The 19,175-nt window shown below is 72.5% G+C and carries 24 protein-coding genes; 13 read left to right on the plus strand and 11 right to left on the minus strand.

Features of this window, described 5'->3' with window-relative positions; all coding sequences use genetic code 11:
* The first annotated feature begins 106 nt into the window (after positions 1-106).
* Together N553_RS0114870 and N553_RS0114875 are read left to right on the plus strand one after the other, a co-directional pair.
* The gene (locus N553_RS0114870) at positions 107-442 is read left to right on the plus strand and encodes a YciI family protein (protein ID WP_028047188.1); all 336 of its coding nucleotides are present in this window, start codon (positions 107-109) and stop codon (positions 440-442) included.
* A 110-nt stretch (positions 443-552) separates the two neighbouring features.
* On the plus strand, positions 553-777 hold the full coding sequence (locus N553_RS0114875) for a hypothetical protein (RefSeq protein ID WP_028047189.1): 225 nt from the start codon (positions 553-555) through the stop codon (positions 775-777).
* A gap of 3 nt (positions 778-780) precedes the next feature.
* Here the strand turns inward: N553_RS0114875 and N553_RS0114880 are convergent, their stop codons facing one another.
* The 3 genes from N553_RS0114880 to N553_RS0114890 form a co-directional block, all read right to left on the minus strand.
* Positions 781-1,329, minus strand: coding sequence for a DUF1992 domain-containing protein (locus N553_RS0114880; protein ID WP_028047190.1), 549 nt, complete (start codon positions 1,327-1,329; stop codon positions 781-783).
* 133 nt (positions 1,330-1,462) lie between these two features.
* Entirely contained in the window at positions 1,463-2,800 is a 1,338-nt protein-coding gene (locus N553_RS0114885) for a HAMP domain-containing sensor histidine kinase (RefSeq protein WP_028047191.1), read from the minus strand.
* A 26-nt stretch (positions 2,801-2,826) separates the two neighbouring features.
* Entirely contained in the window at positions 2,827-3,480 is a 654-nt protein-coding gene (locus tag N553_RS0114890) for a response regulator transcription factor (protein ID WP_028047192.1), read from the minus strand.
* Between the two features lie 83 nt (positions 3,481-3,563).
* Between N553_RS0114890 and N553_RS0114895 the strand changes: the two genes are divergently transcribed.
* From N553_RS0114895 to N553_RS25860, 4 genes are all read left to right on the plus strand, one after another.
* Positions 3,564-4,826 carry a hypothetical protein gene (locus N553_RS0114895; RefSeq protein WP_028047193.1) on the plus strand — a complete coding sequence of 421 codons (1,263 nt, stop codon included), beginning with the start codon at positions 3,564-3,566 and terminating at the stop codon, positions 4,824-4,826.
* Positions 4,823-5,812, plus strand: coding sequence for an ABC transporter ATP-binding protein (locus N553_RS0114900; protein ID WP_028047194.1), 990 nt, complete (start codon positions 4,823-4,825; stop codon positions 5,810-5,812). Before N553_RS0114895 ends, N553_RS0114900 begins: the two co-directional genes overlap by 4 nt.
* Positions 5,799-6,656 (plus strand): ABC transporter permease, encoded by an 858-nt coding sequence (locus N553_RS0114905; protein WP_028047195.1) that lies wholly within the window; start codon positions 5,799-5,801, stop codon positions 6,654-6,656. Before N553_RS0114900 ends, N553_RS0114905 begins: the two co-directional genes overlap by 14 nt.
* Positions 6,657-6,764: 108 nt before the next feature.
* The gene (locus N553_RS25860) at positions 6,765-7,262 is read left to right on the plus strand and encodes a helix-turn-helix domain-containing protein (RefSeq protein WP_081844629.1); all 498 of its coding nucleotides are present in this window, start codon (positions 6,765-6,767) and stop codon (positions 7,260-7,262) included.
* On the opposite strand, the gene N553_RS0114915 is transcribed toward N553_RS25860, so the two are convergent.
* Positions 7,263-7,877, minus strand: coding sequence for a ClpP family protease (locus tag N553_RS0114915; RefSeq protein ID WP_028047196.1), 615 nt, complete (start codon positions 7,875-7,877; stop codon positions 7,263-7,265). It abuts the gene before it with no gap.
* Positions 7,877-8,497, minus strand: coding sequence for a ClpP family protease (locus tag N553_RS0114920; protein ID WP_028047197.1), 621 nt, complete (start codon positions 8,495-8,497; stop codon positions 7,877-7,879). Before N553_RS0114920 ends, N553_RS0114915 begins: the two co-directional genes overlap by 1 nt.
* Before the next feature lie 164 nt (positions 8,498-8,661).
* On the opposite strand from N553_RS0114920, the gene N553_RS0114925 reads away from it, so the two are divergent.
* Positions 8,662-9,486 (plus strand): pentapeptide repeat-containing protein, encoded by an 825-nt coding sequence (locus tag N553_RS0114925; protein ID WP_051640198.1) that lies wholly within the window; start codon positions 8,662-8,664, stop codon positions 9,484-9,486.
* On the opposite strand, the gene N553_RS0114930 is transcribed toward N553_RS0114925, so the two are convergent.
* Both N553_RS0114930 and N553_RS0114935 read right to left on the minus strand, forming a co-directional pair.
* Positions 9,483-10,358, minus strand: a complete 876-nt coding sequence (locus tag N553_RS0114930) for an LLM class F420-dependent oxidoreductase (protein ID WP_028047199.1) — start codon at positions 10,356-10,358, stop codon at positions 9,483-9,485. The two genes, N553_RS0114925 and N553_RS0114930, sit on opposite strands and share 4 nt — an antisense overlap.
* A gap of 86 nt (positions 10,359-10,444) precedes the next feature.
* Entirely contained in the window at positions 10,445-11,299 is an 855-nt protein-coding gene (locus N553_RS0114935; protein ID WP_051640199.1) for a UbiA family prenyltransferase, read from the minus strand.
* 93 nt (positions 11,300-11,392) lie between these two features.
* Here N553_RS0114935 and N553_RS0114940 point away from each other — a divergent pair, with 93 nt between their 5' ends.
* The 3 genes from N553_RS0114940 to N553_RS0114950 are packed head-to-tail and all read left to right on the plus strand — an operon-like array spanning position 11,393 to position 14,027.
* Positions 11,393-12,472 carry a type III polyketide synthase gene (locus tag N553_RS0114940; protein ID WP_028047201.1) on the plus strand — a complete coding sequence of 360 codons (1,080 nt, stop codon included), beginning with the start codon at positions 11,393-11,395 and terminating at the stop codon, positions 12,470-12,472.
* A complete protein-coding gene (locus N553_RS0114945; RefSeq protein ID WP_028047202.1) occupies positions 12,469-12,990 on the plus strand; it encodes an isoprenylcysteine carboxyl methyltransferase family protein in 522 nt (173 codons plus the stop codon). Before N553_RS0114940 ends, N553_RS0114945 begins: the two co-directional genes overlap by 4 nt.
* Positions 12,987-14,027: an NAD(P)/FAD-dependent oxidoreductase gene (locus tag N553_RS0114950; protein ID WP_028047203.1), complete on the plus strand. Its 1,041-nt coding sequence runs from the start codon at positions 12,987-12,989 to the stop codon at positions 14,025-14,027. The genes N553_RS0114945 and N553_RS0114950 overlap by 4 nt, the downstream gene beginning before the upstream one ends.
* Before the next feature lie 36 nt (positions 14,028-14,063).
* On the opposite strand, the gene N553_RS0114955 is transcribed toward N553_RS0114950, so the two are convergent.
* Positions 14,064-14,792 carry an SDR family NAD(P)-dependent oxidoreductase gene (locus N553_RS0114955; protein WP_034622578.1) on the minus strand — a complete coding sequence of 243 codons (729 nt, stop codon included), beginning with the start codon at positions 14,790-14,792 and terminating at the stop codon, positions 14,064-14,066.
* 112 nt (positions 14,793-14,904) lie between these two features.
* Here N553_RS0114955 and N553_RS0114960 point away from each other — a divergent pair, with 112 nt between their 5' ends.
* Positions 14,905-15,813, plus strand: coding sequence for a helix-turn-helix transcriptional regulator (locus tag N553_RS0114960; RefSeq protein ID WP_028047205.1), 909 nt, complete (start codon positions 14,905-14,907; stop codon positions 15,811-15,813).
* Here the strand turns inward: N553_RS0114960 and N553_RS0114965 are convergent.
* Together N553_RS0114965 and N553_RS25130 are read right to left on the minus strand one after the other, a co-directional pair.
* The gene (locus N553_RS0114965) at positions 15,778-16,257 is read right to left on the minus strand and encodes an NUDIX domain-containing protein (RefSeq protein ID WP_028047206.1); all 480 of its coding nucleotides are present in this window, start codon (positions 16,255-16,257) and stop codon (positions 15,778-15,780) included. The two genes, N553_RS0114960 and N553_RS0114965, sit on opposite strands and share 36 nt — an antisense overlap.
* 38 nt (positions 16,258-16,295) lie before the next feature.
* Positions 16,296-16,445, minus strand: a complete 150-nt coding sequence (locus N553_RS25130; RefSeq protein WP_197030092.1) for a hypothetical protein — start codon at positions 16,443-16,445, stop codon at positions 16,296-16,298.
* Positions 16,446-16,573: 128 nt separating this feature from the next.
* On the opposite strand from N553_RS25130, the gene N553_RS0114975 reads away from it, so the two are divergent.
* Together N553_RS0114975 and N553_RS0114980 are read left to right on the plus strand one after the other, a co-directional pair.
* A complete protein-coding gene (locus N553_RS0114975; RefSeq protein ID WP_028047207.1) occupies positions 16,574-17,038 on the plus strand; it encodes an S-ribosylhomocysteine lyase in 465 nt (154 codons plus the stop codon).
* Positions 17,035-17,754 carry a 5'-methylthioadenosine/adenosylhomocysteine nucleosidase gene (locus tag N553_RS0114980; protein WP_028047208.1) on the plus strand — a complete coding sequence of 240 codons (720 nt, stop codon included), beginning with the start codon at positions 17,035-17,037 and terminating at the stop codon, positions 17,752-17,754. Before N553_RS0114975 ends, N553_RS0114980 begins: the two co-directional genes overlap by 4 nt.
* A 2-nt stretch (positions 17,755-17,756) precedes the next feature.
* Here N553_RS0114980 and N553_RS22930 read toward each other — a convergent pair whose 3' ends face one another.
* Positions 17,757-19,172, minus strand: a complete 1,416-nt coding sequence (locus tag N553_RS22930) for a flotillin family protein (RefSeq protein WP_197030093.1) — start codon at positions 19,170-19,172, stop codon at positions 17,757-17,759.
* Between the last annotated feature and the right edge of the window lie 3 nt (positions 19,173-19,175).

The raw sequence follows: 19,175 nt of genomic DNA on the forward strand, positions 1-19,175 counted from the left end.
CGCGTCGAGGTCTGAGGGATTTCCCGGTGCGGAGTGTCGATTTCCGCCGCGCGCCCACGTCGTGGCGGTGAAGGATGTGAGCGACGACCCCCAAACGGAGGACACCATGCAGTTCCTTGTGCTCGTGTGGAACGACCCGACAGCGGATCCCTACGTACCCGCCGAGGACAACATCGAGGCCTGGGTCGCGGAGCACGACGCCGCAGGCCGACGACGTGAGGGCGACCGGCTGCAGGCGCCGCAGGACGGGCGGACCGTCCGGGTCCGCTCGGGCAAGCTCCTGGTGACCGAGGGACCGTTCGTGGAGACGCAGGAGCAGATCGCGGGGTTCGACCTGCTCGAGTGCGCCGACCTGGACGAGGCCGTCAAGGTCGCCGCCGACCACCCCATGGCACGGTTCGGCACGCTCGAGGTGCGCCCGTTCTGGAACTGGGAGTCCTGAGACCGGGGGTCCCCGCGTCGTGGCGCGGGCACCGCGGACCCCTCAGGCCTGGCTAGGCTGGCTCCAGTCGCAGAGCAGTCGAGCGTGCCGACGAACCCGGAGGACCACCCATGAGCCAGCCCCTCATCACGCACCGCGAGGACGAGAACAAGTCGCCGGGACGCGCGATCTCGTTCGTCTTCCCCGCGATCCTGTTCCTGGGTGGGATGGCGCTGTTCACCATCGCGTTCAACTACGACTGGGGCGCCTGGCTGTTCGTCGGTGGCATCGCCCTCATCGGCCTGGCGTTCGCCATCCCGACGACGATCCTGCCGGCGCTCGAGGACCGCGAGTAGGCCTCACCGCCACCAGGACCGTCTCCGGGGCTCGACGACGGGTCCGGGCTGCGGCTCGGCACGCCGTGCACGCCACGCCGAGACCTCCCGCTCGACGTCCCGCAGCGGGGTCACCACCGGTGGCCCGCCCATCAGCTGGCGTCGCGCCGCGACGATCCGGGCGTTGAACTCGTCGAGCACCTCACGCACCCGCGCCTCGTCGCGCAGACCGTCGAGCCGCTCGTCGAGGACCGCGTCATCCTTGCGGAGCTGGATCGCCTCCGGCAGCACGCCGGAGATCTGCTCGCGCTCGATGAGCGCCTTGAGCCACCAGTCCGGGTCGTGACGTGCGCCGATCCCCGGGATCGGCTTGCCCGCCAGGGGGAGGTTGTCGAACTCCCCGCGCGCGATCGCCTGGTCGACGACGCGGTCCACCCAGGCGGCCCGGAACTGCATCCGGCCCGCCATCGGGGCCGGACCTGCGGGACGCTCCTCGCCGTCGCCCTCCGCACGGTCGCGTTCCGCGTCCCGGTCGGCCACGTACCGCGCGACGTCGAGCGAGACGTCGCGCACGGGTGCACCGTCGGGGTCTGAGGTCGGATCTATCTCTCGCATCGGTCACCTCCGGCGGGTCCTGGTTCCAGGGTGCCACGAGGACCGCGGCCTGGTGCGACCACCCGAAACGTCGGTGCGACGACCCCGACCGTCAGCCGAGCGGCAGCCGCAGATCCGCGCGCAGACCGCCGAGCGGCGAACGCGACAGCAGGATGTCACCGCCCAGCTCGCGGGCCACCTCCCGGGCGATCGCAAGCCCCAGGCCGCTGCCGCCCGCGTCGCGTTCGCGTGCCTCGTCGAGGCGCACGAACCGCTCGAACACGCGCTCGAAGTCGGCTTCGTCCAGCCCGGCACCGTCGTCGTCGACGCGCACGAGCCCGTCGGCGACCGTGACGGTCACCTGCGCGGACGCATGCCGCACCGCGTTGTCGACCAGGTTGCGCACGACCCGGCCGGCGGACGCCTCCGCGGCGAACGCGCGTCCTGAGCCCTGCACGATCACGGTTGCCGTCGTCATGGGGAGAACGCCGCGCACGACGGCCGCAAGGTCCACGTCCGACCGCTCCGAGGACCCGGACCCCACGCGCGCCAGCACCAGCAGGTCGTCGACCAGTGCCTGCAGGCGCAGCACCTCGGCCTCGAGGTCGACGGCCAGCTCGGCGGTGTCGTAGGCCTCGGGGTGCAGACGCGCGACCTCGATGCTGGCACGCAGCGTGGCGAGGGGTGAGCGCAGCTCATGAGCCGCGTCCGCGACGAAGGTCCGCTGTCGGGCGGCACCGGCCTCGAGCCGGTCGAGCATCGAGTTGAGGGTCCTGGCCAGGGCACCCAGCTCGTCGTCACGCCTCGGCACCGGAAGCGAGCCCGGCCCGCCGGTCGAGGCCACCAGCGCGGCGCCTCGGCGGAGCTCCTCGACGGGACGCAGCGCGCGCCCGAGGATCAACCAGACGACCAGCCCGAGCAGCAGCGTGAGCACCGGGACCACCATGACCAGCGCGAGCCGCAGCGCGTCGAGCACGCTGCGCACCTCCGCGATGGGCACGGTCGCCACCACCGTCACCGGCTGGCCACCGTACGTGGCCGACCGGACCGCGATCCGGGCCTCGTCGTCGTACGCGCTCGACGTGGTGCGGCCCACGGTCGTCCCCCGGCCGACGTGCAGCGTGCCGAGCGGCACGACCGGCAGCGTGCGGCTCGCGTTGGGCGACGTCGCCAGCACGCCGCCCCGGGCGTCGAGCAGCTGCACGATCTCCCCGGGCTCGGCCACCGGTAGCGCCTCGGGCAGGCGGTCGTCCTCGGTGAGAGCAGCGACCGTCGCGACGCGATCCGTGACGACCGTGTCCAGCGCGTCGATCCGGGTGCGGCTCAGCACGGTGGTCAGCGCGAACGCGCCCACCACGAGCGCGACGAAAAGCGCGCCCGACGCGATCAGCGTCAGGCGCATCCGCAACGACGGGCCGTGCCACGGGTGCTCGTGCCGGCGGCTACCCATCCCCGGACGCACCCGCCCTAGACCGGCTACCCGGCAACGCGGTACCCGGCGCCGCGGACCGTCTCGACGGACGCCCGGCCGAGCTTGCGGCGCAGGTACGACACGTAGACCTCGACCACGTTCACGTCGTCACCGTCGCCGTCCCACACGTGGTCGCGCAGCTCGACCTTGCCGACCACACGGTCCGCGTGGTGCATCAGGTACTCGAGCAGGGCGACCTCGCGGGTGGTCATCGGCACCACCTCGCCCGCACGGGTCACGCGGCGCGTGGAGGGGTCGAGCGTGAGCTCGCCGACCGTCAGGACCGGTGGGCGCACCTGCGACTGACGCCGGAGGAGGGCACGCAACCGGCTCACCAGGACGACGAACGCGAACGGCTTGGTCAGGTAGTCGTCGGCCCCGACATCGAGCCCGTCCGCGACGTCGTACTCGCCGTCCTTGGCGCTCAGCATGAGCACGGGAGTCCACACGTCCCGTTCGCGCAGGGCCGTCACCACGTCGTATCCGTTGCGGCGCGGCAGCATGACGTCGAGCACGATCGCGTCGTACTCGTTCCCGGACGCGAGCTCGAGGCCCGTGTCCCCGTCGAGCGCGACGTCCACGGCGAAACCCTCCGCCGTGAGCCCGCGCTTGAGCGCACGCACCAGCCCGCGCTCGTCGTCCACCACGAGAACCCGCATGTCGCGAGCATGCCACCAGGCACCGACGTGTGGGCTCACCCGCTCTCAGGGTCCGCTCAGCGAGCGTGCCGCACAGTGGTGCCATGACCGAACAGCCGACACCTCAGACGAGCAGCACGCCGTCTCGCCGCACCCTGTCGACCCGGGCCCGCTGGAGCGTCCCCGTGGTCGTCGCCGTCGCCGTCGGGATCGGCTTCGCCGCTCCCCCTCTGCTGGCCACCGCCGGCAGCGACGGGCTGCCGACGATCACGCCCGAGCAGCTGGCCGAGCAGGTCGCCGCCGCCGAGCAGCAGCCGCTGTCCGGGACGGTCGTCTACACCGCCCGCCTCGGACTGCCCGAGCTCCCGTTCAGCAAGGTCACCGGAGCCAACCCGGTGTCGCTCCTCGGTGGCAGCTCGACCATGCGGGTCTGGACGGACGGCGCCGAGCGCTCCCGCGCTGCGCTCCTGGGCGACGTGTCCGAGTACTCGGTCGTGCAGGACGGGCCGCAGGCCTGGACCTACTCGAGCACCGACAACGCGGTCGTCCACTACACCCTGGACGACGCTGACACCGCGCGCTACGACGACCTGGCCGCCAAGGCGGAGGCCGGCGACCTTCCCGTCGAGGGGGATCTGCCGACGCCCGCCGAGGCCGCCCGGCAGGCCGTCACCATGGCGAAGGCCTTCTCGACGGTCACGCTCGACGCGCAGACCGAGGTCGCCGGGCGCGACGCGTACCAGCTCGTCGTGACGCCGACGAGCCAGACCACCCTGATCGGGAGGATCGTCGTCGCCGTGGACGCCGCGACGAGCACACCGCTGCGACTGCAGGTGTGGAGCCGTGCGGACGCCCAGACGCCGGCGCTCGAGCTCGGGTTCACTGACGTGACGTTCGGGACGCCCGCCGACTCCGTCCTCAGCTTCTCGACGCCGCCAGGTGCCAGCACCAAGGACGTCGTCGTGGCGCTGCCCGAGCATGACGCGACCACCGCGACCGTCCCGGGCGCCCTGCCCGAGGGTGTGACCGTGTCCGGCCTCGGCTGGGACAGCGTCGTGCAGGTCGCGGGCGTCGACGTGGCGGGTCTGCTCGCCGGGGACCCGGCCGCTGCGAGCGCACTGCCCGGCGCCGACCGGCAGTTCGACTCGAAGGGCGCCCAGCAGCTCTACGACCAGTTCGCTCCGGAGAAGGACGCCGGGTCGCCGCTCGGCACGCTGGACACGTCCGCGCTGTACGACCAGCTGACCACCGCCGTCCCAGAGGGTCGACTGCTGAGCTCGGCGCTGCTGTCCGTGCTCGTGACCGACGACGGGCGGGTCCTGGTCGGCGCGGTCCCGGGCGAGACGCTGCAGGCCCTGGCCCGATGACCGAACCGCTTCCCGTGCCCGCATCCTCGACCGGGGGTGCGGGCACGGGCGACCTCGCGATCCGCACCGAGCGTCTGACGAAGCAGTTCCGCTCGGGTCAGGTGGCGGTCGACGGCATCGACCTGCACGTCCCGCGCGGCGCCGTCTACGGGTTCCTCGGGCCGAACGGGTCGGGCAAGACGACGACGATCCGCATGCTGCTGGGCCTCGTCCGGCCGACGAGCGGGCACGCCGAGCTGCTGGGCGGACGGATGCCCGAGGCCGGACTGGACGTGCTCCCCCGGGTCGGTGCCCTGGTCGAGGGACCGGCGTTCCACCCGTACCTGACCGGCCGCGCCAACCTCGCCCGGCTGGACGCGAGCGACGCGACCGCGAACCCGCGCACGTCACGCAGGCGCAGCGACGAGGCCCTCGAGCGCGTGGGGCTCTCCGCTGCCGCATCGAAGCCGTACCGCCAGTACTCGCTCGGCATGAAGCAGCGCCTCGGCCTGGCTGCGGCCCTGCTGCGTCCGCGCGAGCTCCTGGTCCTCGACGAGCCGACCAACGGCCTCGACCCGCAGGGCACGCGCGAGGTCCGCCACCTCGTCCGCGAGCTCGCCGACGGCGGGTCGACCGTGCTGGTCTCCTCACACCTGCTGGCAGAGATCGAGCAGGTGTGCTCGCACATCGGGATCATGGGCCGCGGCAGGCTCTTGCTGCAGGGCGACCGCGGCGAGCTCACCGCCCGGGGTGCTGCCCGGGTCCTCGTCCAGACGTCGAGCGACCACGTCGCCGCCGTCGCCGAGGTGCTCGCCGCTCTGGGGATGGCGGAGGTGTCCGTGGAGGGGACGACGGTCACCGCGCTCCTCGACGACACGCCGCCCGAGAAGGTCTCGGCAGCGATCGTGCACGCAGGGGTCGACCTTCTCGGCCTCGAGGTCCGCCGCCCGAACCTCGAGCAGATCTTCGTGGAGCTCACCGGGGAGGGCTTCGATGTCGCTCGTTGACCTGCCGGAGGCGCCGTCGACGCGCGGCGCACTGGGACGCCTGGCTCGCAGCGAGCTGCGACTCGTCTTCGGGCGTCGACGCAACATCGTTCTGCTCATCGGTCTCGCGCTGGTCCCGCTGGTGCTGGGACTCGTGCTCTTCCTGACGCAGGACAGCGCGCTCGGCGGCCAGGGTCCCGGTTTCATCGGCAACGTCACCGGCAACGGCCTGTTCCTCGTGGTCGCCGCGCTGTTCATCTGCCTTCCGTTCCTCCTGCCGCTGACGATCGGGATCGCGTCCGGCGACTCCGTGGCAGGTGAGGCCTCCGCCGGGACGTTGCGCTACCTGCTGGTCGTGCCCGTGTCCCGCACGCGGCTGCTCGGCGTCAAGGCGCTCGGTGCGCTCCTGTTCGCGGGTGCGGCCGTGCTCTCCATCGCCGTCGTCGGGCTCGTCGCAGGTGCCGTGTTCTTCGGCCTGCGCGACATCACCCTGCTGTCCGGGACGACCGTTCCGCTGCTGGACGGCGTCGTGCGGGTCGCGGGGATCGTCGCCTACGTCGGGCTGTCCATGACCGGCCTCGTCGCGGTCGGGCTCTTCTTCTCGACGCTCACCGAGGTGCCCGTCGGCGCGATGGCCGCGACGGTCGTCGTCGCGATCGTCTCGGGCGTGCTCGACCAGCTGCCGGCCCTGCACGTCATCGCACCCGCGCTGCTCACGCACCACTGGCTCGGGTTCGCCGAGTTCCTGCGCCTGGAGCCCGACTGGGGCGTGCTCGGCCAGGGGCTCACGCTGCAGGCGGCGTGGGTGGCCATCTTCGGCGCGCTGGCGTGGAGCCGGTTCACGACCGCGGACGTCTCGTCCTGACCGGTTCCTCGACGAGGCCGTCCGCTCACGGCAGAAGGGCCCGGCCCCGATCGAGCGGGTTCGCGGGCTAGCGTGACGAAGGACCCGTTCCCTGCAGGGAGGCCCCCGATGTCGCGTCCGACCAGCACGCTGCTCCCCGTGGGACCGTCGCGTCCTGCCCCCGGACGCACGCGGCCGCCCGAGCCGCTCCTGCGGCACCTCGTCGGCGCGATCCTGCGCGCACGGCGGGAGGACCAGGGCCGCACGTTGCGGGACGTCGCCGAGAGCGCACGCGTCTCGGTGGCGTACCTGTCGGAGGTGGAGCGTGGTCGCAAGGAGCCGTCGTCGGAGGTGCTCGTCGCGGTCTGCCGCGCGCTCGGGCTCCGGCTCGTCGACCTCGTGGGCACAGCGCACGCCGAGCTCGCGCGAGCCGAGGGCCGCGTCGTCGTCGACCTGACGGCGCCGGCGGACACGGAACTCGTCGCGACGCCCACCGACCCCGTCGCGCTCGGCGGTCGGCACGAGCCGGCCACGGTGACCCGGCTCTCCGGGCGGGCGCCGACGACGATGCCGGAGGCCACGCTCGTGACCGCCGGCACCGTCGGCGCGGTGCTGCTCGCCGCCTGACTACCCCGCGACGGCTGCCGGCACCTCCTTGAGCGTCCTGACCACCCGGTCCGCCAGGCCGTAGTCGACCGCCTGCTGCGCCGTCAGGATCAGGTCCCGGTCGGTGTCGAGCCGGAGCTTGTCGAGCGGCTGGCTCGTGTGGCGGTGCAGGATCTGCTCGACCTCCTCGCGGAGCCGCAGCACCTCCCGCGCCTGGATCTCCAGGTCGGCAGCCGTTCCCTCCCCACCGCCGGAGGGCTGGTGCAGCAGCACGCGGGCGTGCTCCAGCACGTGCCGGCTGCCCGGCGCCCCGGCGGCCAGGAGGACCGCCGCGGCGGACGCCGCCTGACCGAGGCAGAACGTCGCGACGGTCGGCTTGATGTACTGGATGGTGTCGTAGACGGCCAGCAGTGCCGTGATCGATCCGCCGGGCGAGTTGATGTAGAGGTGGATCGGCGAGTCCTGGCTCTCGGACTGCAGGTGCAGGAGCTGCGCGATGACCACGTTGGCGACGCCGTCGTCGATCTCGGTCCCCAGGAAGATGATCCGGTCGCCGAGCAGCCGCGAGTACACGTCGGACGCCCGCTCGCCGTTGGGCCGCTGCTCGACCACGACGGGGATCGTGTAGCCCGCCATCACAGACCGACCTTCCGGGGGCTGTCGGGTCGGACGTCGTCGAGCTGTTCGACCACCTTGTCGACGAACCCGTACGCGAGGGCCTCCGCGGCCGTGAACCAGCGGTCGCGGTCGGCGTCGCGCTCGATCGTCTCGACCGACTGCCCGGTGTGCTCCGCCGTGAGCGACTGCATGGTGCGCTTCACGTGCGCCATGTTCTGCGCCTGGATCGCGATGTCGACCGCGGTCCCACCGATGCCGCCCGACGGCTGGTGCATGAGGACGCGGGCGTGCCGCATGGCGTACCGCTTGCCGGGCGTGCCCGCGCTCAGCAGGAACTGGCCGGCGCTCGCGGCGAGCCCCATCGCGAGCGTCGACACGTCGTTGGGGATGAGCCGCATGGTGTCGTACATGGCCAGCGCCGCGCTGATCGAGCCACCCGGCGAGTTGATGTAGAGCGCGATGTCGCGGCGCGGATCCTCTGCCGAGAGCAGCAGCAGCTGCGCGCAGACGCGGTTGGCGACCGGGTCGTCGACCTCCTGGCCGAGCACGACGATCCGCTGGTGCAGCAGGCGCGTGGCCAGGTCGTCGTCGAAGGGTCGAAGGGTGGGCGGTGCGGCGGTGCGGGCTGTGGGGTGCATGCGGGCCTCCGTGCGTGGTGACCGAGCTGGGTCGACGGTGCGGACCATCCGAACGTGGCACGGCTCGAACGTCGCAGGCCCCTGGATCTGCCGTCGGCGGATCCGCCACGGGCAGACACCGGGACCGCTGGCTCCGGGCGTCGCGCGGGGCGCAGACTGCTGCCGTGACGACCGACGCGGGCAACCCGAGCGACACAGGCAGCCGGACCCGCCTCGACCTGCGCTCGGACTGCGCACGGTGCGTGGGGCTCTGCTGCGTCGCGCCCGGGTTCACCCGGTCGTCCGCGTTCGCCTTCGACAAGCCCCCGGGCACGCCCTGCCAGAACCTGCACGGCGACTACCGGTGCGGCATCCACACGGTGCTTCGGGAGCGCGGGATGAGCGGGTGCACGGTGTACGAGTGCTTCGGTGCCGGACAGCAGGTCACCCAGCACCTCTATGAGGGCCGCAGCTGGCGAGATGAGCCGGCGGCGGCGAGAGGGATGTTCGCGGACTTCTGGACCGTGCAGACCCTGCACGAGATGCTCTGGTACCTCACGGAGGTCCTGACCGTGCGTGCAGCGGCACCCGTCCACGCCGAGGTCGCCGCTCTCGTCGACGAGCTGTCGGGCCGGACGGACGACCTCGATGCCCTGCACACGGTCGACCACCTGGCGGTCCCGGGGATCGTCGGTCCGCTGCTCGAGCGAGCGGTGGCGCTGGCGCGGCCGACCGGGCCTGCCCACCGTCGCGCCGACCTGGCGTCTCGGCGCCTCACGGACCTGCGCGCTGCCGACCTACGCGGGGCGAGCCTGCTGAGCGCGGACCTGCGGGGCGCCGACCTGCGCGAGGCCGACCTGCTGGGTGCGGACCTGCGCGGGGCGGACCTGCGCGGGGCCGACCTGTCGACGGCGTACTTCGTCACGCCGAGCCAGGTCGCCTCGGCTCTCGGCGACCCGACGACGCGCCTACCGCACCGGCTGGGCGCGGCACCGGCCCACTGGACCTAGCCGAGGTCGGCGAGCGGCCGGACGGCCGGGGCCACGTGGTCCCGGACCCACGCGGACAGGCTCGTGGCGGGCGGACGCAGGATGACCGTCTCGACCCCGAGGTCTCGGTAGGGCGTGATCTCCTTGACGAACGCGTCGACGTCCCCCGACAGCAGGTCCGTGCCGCCGTGCAGCATGGTGATGCGGATCTCGGCCGGGTCGCGCCCGACGTCCGCGCAGTGCCCACGCAGCACCTCGAGCTTGTGCGCGATCTCCTGCGGGGTGGTGGCGAACAGGTTGCAGGCGTCGCCGTACTGCGCGACCAGGCGCAACGTCTTCTTCTCTCCCCCGCCGCCGACCATGATCTCGGGTGCGTGCAGAGGCTGCGGCGAGCAGAGGGTCTGGGCCAGCTGGTAGTGCGTGCCCTCGTACGGCCCGTCGTTCGCCGGGTCGAACATCTGCCGGCAGATCTGCAGCGTCTCCTCGAGCCGCTCGAAGCGCTCCGCGAGCGCCGGGTACGGGACGCCGAGCGCACGGTGCTCCTCCTCGTACCAGGCGGCGCCGATCCCCAGGGTCGCCCGGCCCCCGCTGAGCACGTCGAGCGTGGCGACGATCTTGGCCAGCAGGCCGGGGTGCCGGTAGGTCACGCCGGTCACCAGCACGCCGAGCTGCACGCGTGACGTGACACCTGCGAGGTAGCCCAGCGTCGTGTACGCCTCGAGCATGGGGTCCTCGCGGGGGAACCCTGCGGCGATCATCTGGAAGTAGTGGTCCATCACCGAGACCCACGCGACGTCCGCGTCCTCCGCGGCGGACACGGTGTCCGCCAGCTCCTGGCGCAGCGCGGACGCCGGTACCGAGTCGTACCGCATGAGGTGGATGCCGAGCTGCACGAGAGACTCCTTCGACGGGACCGTGACGCCGTCAGCGTGCCGCTTCGAGCGCGCTCGAAGTCAAGCGCTCACGGTGGTGGCACGCCTCAGCGCTGCACCACCCAGTCCGAGAGCACGAGCAGCACGACGTCGACTCCGGCGACCGCGATCGCCGCGGTGAACGGCAAGCGGCTACGCCCTCCGTTGAGCGCGATCGTGGTGCCCAGGATGGTGAGGCCGAGGGCGAGGACGAGCGCCCCAGCGGTACCGATCGACGGGCTGCCCTGCGGCGCGAGCACCACGAGCATCGTGGCCGCGACGAGCGCGAGGGCGGACCCGATGCTCGTGACCGTCCCGCCGAGCCGGTGCGGCAGGCCTCGCACACCCGTCTCCTGGTCGTCCTGCAGGTCCGGGATCACGTTGGCACCGTGCGCACCGACCCCGAGCAGCGCACCCCCGAGGACCGCCCACCACGCAGCCACCGGGCTGCCCGGCAGGGCGAGCGCGATGGCCAGCGGCAGGAAGCCGAACGAGAACGCGTAGGGCGCCCACGACCAGGCGGTGCTCTTGAGCCGGACGTTGTACGACCACGCCGACGCCACGGTCGCCAGATGCACGAGACCCGCCCGCCAGCCGAGCGAGAACGACAGCACGACGCAGGCTGCGAGCGCCACGAAGGCGGCCAGGCGCACCGTCGAGACCGTCAGCCGGCCGTCGCCGACGGGCTTGTCGGTGCGGCCGACCGCGGCGTCGCGGCCCGCGTCGATCCAGTCGTTCGACCAGCCGACGGACAGCTGCCCGGTGAGGACCGCGGCGCCGACCAGGACGGCCGTACGAGCCGGCGCGGCCGCTCCCGCCGCCATCGCGAACGCGAAGGCGGTGACGGCGACGGTCGGACCGGGGTGGCACGCCAGAGCGAGGTCGATCGCACGGCGCGTGGGCGCCTGCCGCAGATCCGCCATCCGGTACTCCCTTGCTCGGTCCGCCATCGTCGCAGCCCGCGGCGACCAGCACCCCACCCAGCGGGCGGCACCACCCTCTGGCACGATGCGCGGATGGTCCGAATCGCCTCGGTCGCCGCCGTCCTGCCGGAGCACGTGCATGCCCAGGCGGAGCTCTCGGACATGCTCGCGCCCCTGCTGTCGGACGACTCGCGCCTCTGGCCGACCATCCGCCGGGTGCACGCCGCCGAGGGCATCCAGACGCGGCACCACGCGCTCGCGCTGGAGGAGTACGCGGAGCTGACGACCTTCGAGCGGACGAACGACGCGTTCCTGCGGGTCGGCACCGACCTGGCAGCGGTGGCGACGCGACGTGCGCTCGCGGACGCCGGCCTGAGCGCGACCGACGTCGACTACCTGTTCTTCACCTCGGTGACCGGGATCGGCGCCCCCTCCATCGACGTGCTGCTCGCGGACCGGCTCGGCATGCGCTCCGACGTCAAGCACGTCCCCGTGTTCGGCCTGGGCTGCGTGGGCGGCGCGGCGGGGATCGCGCGCGTGCGCGACTACCTGCAGGGGCACCCGCACGACGTCGCGCTGCTGGTCTCGGTCGAGCTCTGCTCGCTGACCCTGCAGCACGGTGACGCCTCGATGCCCAACATCGTGTCCAGCGGGCTGTTCGGGGACGGCGCCTCCGCCGTCGTCATGGTCGGTGCGGGTCGGGCCGAGGGCGGCGTCGAGGTCGTCGACGCGCGCAGTGCGCTGTACCCCGACACGCTCGACCAGCTCGGCTGGGACATCGGCGGGAGCGGCTTCCGGATCGTCCTGTCGCCGAGCATGGCGGACATCGTCGAGGAGCACCTCGGGACGGACGTGGTGAACCTGCTCAGCGCGCATCACCTGAAGGTCAGCGACGTCGGCACGTGGATCGCCCACACCGGTGGCCCGCGGATCCTCGAGTCCGCGGCCCGGACGCTGGGGCTTCCCGACGAGGCCCTGGCCGCGAGCTGGGCGTCGTTGGCGCGCGCCGGGAACCTGTCGTCGTCGGGTGTGCTGCACGTCCTCGCGGACGAGCTCTCGACGGGTGGTCAGCTGCCCGGCTCGGTCGGCGTCATGTTCGCGTTCGGGCCGGGCGTCTGCGCCGAGCTGGTGCTGCTGCGCTGGCCCGAGAGCACCCCGGCGGACGCACGATGAGCTGGTACACCGTCCTGGTTCTCGCGGTCGGAGTCGAGCGCCTCGCGGAGCTCGTGGTCGCCCAGCGGCACGCCGCGTGGGCGTTCGCGCACGGCGGGACCGAGAGCGGCCGACGCCACTACCCGCCGATGGTGGCGCTGCACACCGGCCTCCTGGTCGCCTGCCTGGTCGAGGTGCAGCTGGCCGACCGACCGTTCCTGCCCGTCCTCGGCTGGACCGCCTTCGCCCTGGTCCTCGCGTCGCAGGCGCTGCGCTGGTGGTGCATCGCGACGCTGGGCAACCTGTGGAACACGCGCATCATCGTGGTCCCGGGCGTCGCACTCGTGCACCGCGGTCCCTACGCGCGGCTGCGGCACCCCAACTACGTCGCGGTCGCGGTCGAGGGGGCCGCGCTGCCCCTCGTCCACACGGCCTGGGTCACGGCGCTCGCGTTCACGGTGCTCAACGCGATCCTGCTCCTGCGCTTCCGCATCCCCGCCGAGGAGCGCGCGCTGCGTTCCGTGGCGGCGCCCGCATGAGACCCGACGTCGACGTCCTGGTCGCAGGCGGCGGCCCCGTCGGCCTCGCGGTGGCGATCGAGGCGCGCCTCGCGGGACTGCGGGCGATGGTCGTGGAGCCTCGGGCCACCCCGATCGACAAGGCGTGCGGCGAAGGCCTGATGCCCGGGGCGGTGGCCGCCCTGGCCCGCCTCGACGTGCACCCCACGGGGCATCCGCTCACCGGGATCCGGTACGTCCGCGGCGACCGCAGGGCCGACCACCTGTTCACGAGCTCGTCCGGTCTCGGGGTCCGGCGCACGGCGCTGCACCTCGCGCTCGCGCTCCGCGCCGAGGAGCTCGGCGTCGAGGTCGTCCCCGGGAAGGTCGAGACCATCGAGCAGGACGCGGGTTCCGTGACCGCCGCGGGGATCCGCGCGAGCTGGCTCATGGCGTGCGACGGCCTCCACTCGACCGTGCGACGGCAGGTCGGGCTCGACCGCCCGGCTGCAAGGGCGGGCGGCCGCCGCTACGGCATCCGGCGGCACTACCGCATCGCGCCGTGGAGCGACCTCGTCGAGGTGCACTGGGGACGGCATGTCGAGGCGTACGTGACCCCGGTGGGACCGGACACGGTCGGCGTCGCGATGCTGGGACCGCAGCACCACGACTTCGACCGCAGCCTCGACGGCTTCCCGGACCTTCGCCGGCACCTGGGCTCGACGCCGACACTCGGACCGCCGCGCGGCGCCGGGCCGCTCCTGCAGAGGACGCGGGCCCGTACCGCCGGCCGGGTACGCCTTGTCGGCGACGCCTCCGGTTACGTCGACGCGCTCACCGGCGAGGGTGTCCGCGTCGGGCTCGCCCAGGCCGCCGCCGCGGTGCGCACGCTCGGACCCGACGTCGAGACGTCGTCCGCGGCCTACGAGAAGGCGTGGACCGCAGCCACCCGCGACTACCGGATGATCACGAGCGGCCTGCTCGCGGCTGCCGGGTCACCGCTGAGGCGGAGCATCGTCCCGCTCGCGTCGGCCGTACCCACCGTGTACGGCGGGATCGTGGAGCGGCTCGCGCGGTAGCTGCCACGGTCGGCTGCTGGTCCCCGCCTCGCCCGGTCACCACGGCAGCACGCCCGCGGCGTCCGTGAACGTGCCCGACGGTGCACCAGGCTCGAGGGTGGCTGCGCGGACGGTCGACTCGGCGCCCTGCTCCACGGACTGGGGGCCGCTGAACCCGTTGAGCCCGGTGGACGTGTAGCCGGGGTCGACCGCGTTGACCTGGTAGCCAGGGAGCGCCTTGGCGTACTGGGTGGTGATCATGTTCAGAGCCGACTTGGAGGACGGGTACGTCAGCGAGTGCAGCGTGGACTCGAACCGGTCGGGGTCGGTGGTGATCGCCAACGAGCCCAACCCGCTCGAGACCATCACGATCCGCGGCTGCGACGAGCGGTCGAGCAGCGGCAGGAACGCGTGCGTGGTGCGCACCGGCCCGAGGACGTTCACGCCGTAGACCGGCAGGAAGTGCGCCGCGACCGTGTCCCTCGGCGTGACCTCGGAGCCACCCGCGACGCCCGCGTTGTTGACGAGCACGTCGAGGCGGCCGCTCACCTGCTCGACCGTGGCGGCGGCAGCCGCCACCGACGCGTCGTCCAGGACGTCGAGCTCGACGACGCGGACGTCGCCCTCGGTGGCCGCGGCGATCTCCGCGCCCTTCTGGAGGTCTCGTGCACCCAGCCAGACGGTCCAGCCGAGCGCGGCCAGCCGCCGGACGGTCTCGCGGCCGATGCCCTGGGTGGCGCCCGTGACGAGCGCGATGGTGGTGGTGTCGGTCAGTGGTGTTGTCATGTGCTCACCGTGCGCCGCGCGCCGCCTCACATCCAGGACGGGCGCAGCCTAGGACCGACGATCCCAGGCTCCGGGGCCGGGTACCGGACCCGGGACACGGCATCCTGGACCCATGGACCGACCCCAGCTGGCCCGCGTGCTCGTCCGTGCTCGGAGCGTCCTCACCCCGCGGGACGTGGGCCTGCCCGCGGGAGACCGCAGACGCGTCCCCGGTCTGCGTCGTGAGGAGGTGGCGCAGCTGGCCGGCGTGAGCGTCGACTACGTGGTCCGCCTCGAGCAGGGCCGCGGTCCGCAGCCGTCCACACAGGTCCTCGCGGCGCTCGCACGGGCGCTGCGCCTGGACGACGACGCACGCGACGAGCTCTTCCACCTGGCGGGCAGCGCTCCCCCGCGGCCGGGACGCGTGGACGAGCACGTGCGCCCCAGCGTCCAGCGGCTCCTCGACCGGTTCGCCGACCTTCCGACGATGGTGCTCAGCGCGCGCGCAGATATCCTGGCCTGGAACCCGATGGCCTCCGCCCTGCTCGGCGACTGGTCCGAGGTCCCGCGCCGACAGCGGAACATGACGTGGCAGCGGTTCCTGGGCAGTCCGGACCCGCGTCGCAGCCGTGTCGCGATGACCGAGGAGGAGCACGCGGAGACGGCCGCCCAGTCGGTGGCCAGCCTGCGTGCGACCGCGGCCCGCTACCCGGACGACCCAGGTGTGCGTGACCTCGTGGCCGAGCTGCGCCGCGGCAGCCCGTCGTTCGACGAGCTGTGGCGCACCGGCGGGGCGGGCACGTGGCGGATGACCCGCAAGACGATCGAGCACCCCAGCCTCGGACTCATCACGCTCGACTGCGACTCGCTGCACGTCCTGGCCGGAGACCAGACCGTGATCGTCTACTCGGCCGAACCCGGTACCCCCGAGGCCGAGGCGCTCGCGCTGCTGCGCGTGGTGGGCACGCAGTGGATGACCTCGGTCGACCCGAGGAGCCCGGAACCGTCAGAACTCGAAGTCGGCGGGTCCTTCCGGGCGTAGCGCTCGCTCGATCCGCGTGCGCATCTCCGAGGAGATCGGCGGCAGCGCGTCGAGCCGGAAGAACGCGGCCTCGGTGTTCTCGTCGTCGCCCGGCGTCGGCTCCCCCGACACCCAGCGGAACCGGAACGTGTGGTCGAGGTACTGCGCCTGGTCGCCGTTCGCGTACCGCATCGGAGGCAGGGTGTTGACCCACGCCAGCCGCTCGGGCACCGCGACGACCGACGCCTCCTCCAGCACCTCCCGAGCGGCGGCGACCGCGGGTTGCTCTCCCGGGTCGATGATCCCGGTCACCGGGGTCCATGCGCCGGTGTCCGCACGCCTCACGAGCAGCACTTCCGGCACGCCGTCGGACTCCCGCAGCACCACCGCGGTGACGCCCGACAGCCAGAGCGGGTGGTGCCCGACGGAAGCGCGCAGGTCGACGACGAACGACGGGATGGCCATGCGCCGATCCTAGGCAGCCGGACGGTCCGCGCCGCTGCTCACGTCGACAGGACGACGTCGGTGATGACGACGACGGCCTTGAGCCCGCACCAGTCGCACGTGAACCAGTGCACGGTCTGCAACCTGGTGGCGAGCTGAAGGGGCTGCGGGTCCCACGCAACCGTGAGGTGCGAGCAGTCGGACACCATGCCTCCTGGGGTCTGGGGTGCTCACCTCACCACGGCATCCCACCGGGCGCGGCGCAACACGCTCGCAGAGAGGGGACAATGGACGTTCCGCCGAGCACCGAAGGACGTCAGCCGTGAACCAGCCCCGCATGAACGTCGAGTCGTTCAACCTCGACCACCGCACCGTCGTCGCGCCGTACGTCCGGCTCGCGGACACCAAGCGCCTGCCTGCCGGCGACGAGCTGAGCAAGTACGACATCCGGTTCACGCAGCCGAACGTCGCGCACCTCGAGATGGCGACCGTGCACTCGCTCGAGCACCTGTTCGCGGAGCACTCGCGCAACCATTCGGACCGCGTGGTCGACTTCTCGCCGATGGGCTGCCAGACCGGCTTCTACCTGATCCTGCAGGGCGTGTGGACGTACGACGAGGTCCTCGACCTCGTGCAGTCGACGCTCGAGGACATCCTGACGGCCACCGAGGTGCCCGCAGCCAACGAGGTCCAGTGCGGCTGGGGCGCCAACCACACGCTCGAAGGCGCCCAGGACGCCGCGCGGACGTTCCTCGCCGCACGGGACGAGTGGGCGCACGTGGAAGGCCCTGTGACGGCATGATCGCCGTCGACGCGGTCGTCATCACCGCGATGGCCGACGAGTCCGCACCGTTCATGGCGCGGGCCGACGTGGTCGGCGACCCCACGCAGATGGGCCACGCCGAGCACCGGCTCCTCACCATCGGCGGACGCCAGGTCCTGCTGGTGCAGTGCGGGATCGGGCTGGTCAACTCCGCCACCGCCGCCGCCGTCGCCATCCAGGGCACGCACCCGCGAGCCGTGATCAGCGCCGGCAGCGCGGGAGGGGTCGGTCTCGAGGTCCGGGTGGGCGATGTCGTCGTCGGCTCCGAGTACCTGTACTCCGGCGCCGACGCGCGCGCCTTCGGGTACGAGCTCGGCCAGGTGCCGGGCATGCCCGAGGTGTACGAGGCGGAGAAGGTGCTGCACGACGCCGCGGTCGGCGCCGCGGTCGACCTTCGCGTGCTCACCGGCACCGTCCTGTCGGGCGACGCGTTCATCGACGCCACTCGCGTCGAGCGGATCCGCGCCGCGTTCCCGACGGCCGTCGCGATCGACATGGAGTCTGCCGCGCTCGCCCACACGGCCCACCTGTACGGGGTGCCGTTCCTGTCCGTGCGCGGGATCTCGGACCTGTGCGGCCCCGTGGCCGGCAACGACTTCCTCACGCACGTGGACGACGCCGCCGACCGCTCGGCCGCCGTGGTCCTGGAGGTCCTCCGGCGGCTCGCGGTCGGCGACATGGCCCACGCGCGCTGAGGTCAGAGGGTCGTCGTGACGCCGTTGGTGACCGGGACGACCACGTGGGTCTCCGGCTCCTTGGTGGTGAGCTGGCTGATGATCTGGGTCAGGTCGAGGCCGGTGGTCGACTTGACCAGCTCCTGGAGCTGGACGAAGTTGCCCGCGACGGCCTTGGGCAGCGCTGACGCACCGTCGGTCGAGACGACCGTCAGCGTGTCGATGCTCGCCATCGGTGCGGCGAGCTGCCGCGCGATCTCCGGCAGCGTGTCCAGCAGCCGGTCGAACACGGCCGCCTGGTTGAACTCCTTGTACGCCTCGGCACGCTTCTGGAGCGCCTCGGCCTCCGCCTTGCCGCGCGCGAGCACTGCGGCAGCCTGAGCCTCGCCCTCGAGCGTGGTCGCCGTCGCCTGCGCCGACCGCAGCGCCAGCTCACCGGCGCCACGCAGCTCGTTCTCGGCCCGCGCCGCCTCGGCCGCCTTGACCGCGGTGACGCGCTGCGCCTCGGCCTGCTGCTCGAGCCGGTAGCGCTCGGCGTCGGCGGGGCGTCGCACCGTGGTGTCGAGCTGACGCTCGGTGAGGGCGGCCTGCCGCTGGGCGACGAGCTCCTCCTGCGCCAGGATCTCCTGCTGCCTGGCCGCCGCCTCGAGGGGGCCGGCCGACGCCGACAGCGCCTTGGCGCGGTCGGTCTCCGCGAGGATCTCCGCCTGGCGCAGGTCGAGCGCACGCTGGTAGTTGGCCACCTGCGTCTCGGAGTCGATCCGCTTCTCCTCGGACAGGCGACGCGCCTCGGCCTCGGCGATCTCCGCCTCGCGACGGATCGCGGCGGCGGAGGCACGGCCCATGTCCAGGATGTACGTGCCGCCACCGTGGTCGGTGACCTCCTGGATCGTGAACGCGTCGAGGCTCAGGCCCTGGGCGCTCAGCGAACCGGTGACGGACTCGAGCACCTGCTGGCTGAACGACTCCCGGTCCCGGATCACCTGCTCCACGGTGAGGTTGCCGACGATGGCGCGAAGGGCACCGGAGAGCTGGTTCGTCGTGAAGTTGTCCACCTCTTCCTGCTGGCTGCCGAAGCGCTGCGCGGCCGCCCGGATCGAGACGTCCTCGTTGTGCACCTTGACGATCGCGACGCCCGAGACGTTCAGTGCGATGCCCTGCGAGGACGGCGCACCGTTGACTTCGACCGTGATACGCCGCGACGACATGTCCAGCACCGAGAGCTGCTGGACGAACGGCAGGACGAACACGCCGCCACCCGTGACGACCTTCTGCCCGGACAGGTCGCCCGATCCCCTGCCCTTGCGTCCCGTGACGATGAACGCCTCGTTCGGCTTGGCGACGCGGTACCTGTTCGCGATGCCGATCCCGACCATGATCAAGACCACGACGAGCGCGACCACCCCGAGGATGGCCATCCAGTCAGCGTTCTCCAGCACGTG

This window comes from Cellulomonas sp. URHE0023 (assembly GCF_000688475.1).
In the GTDB taxonomy this organism is placed as follows: domain Bacteria; phylum Actinomycetota; class Actinomycetes; order Actinomycetales; family Cellulomonadaceae; genus Cellulomonas.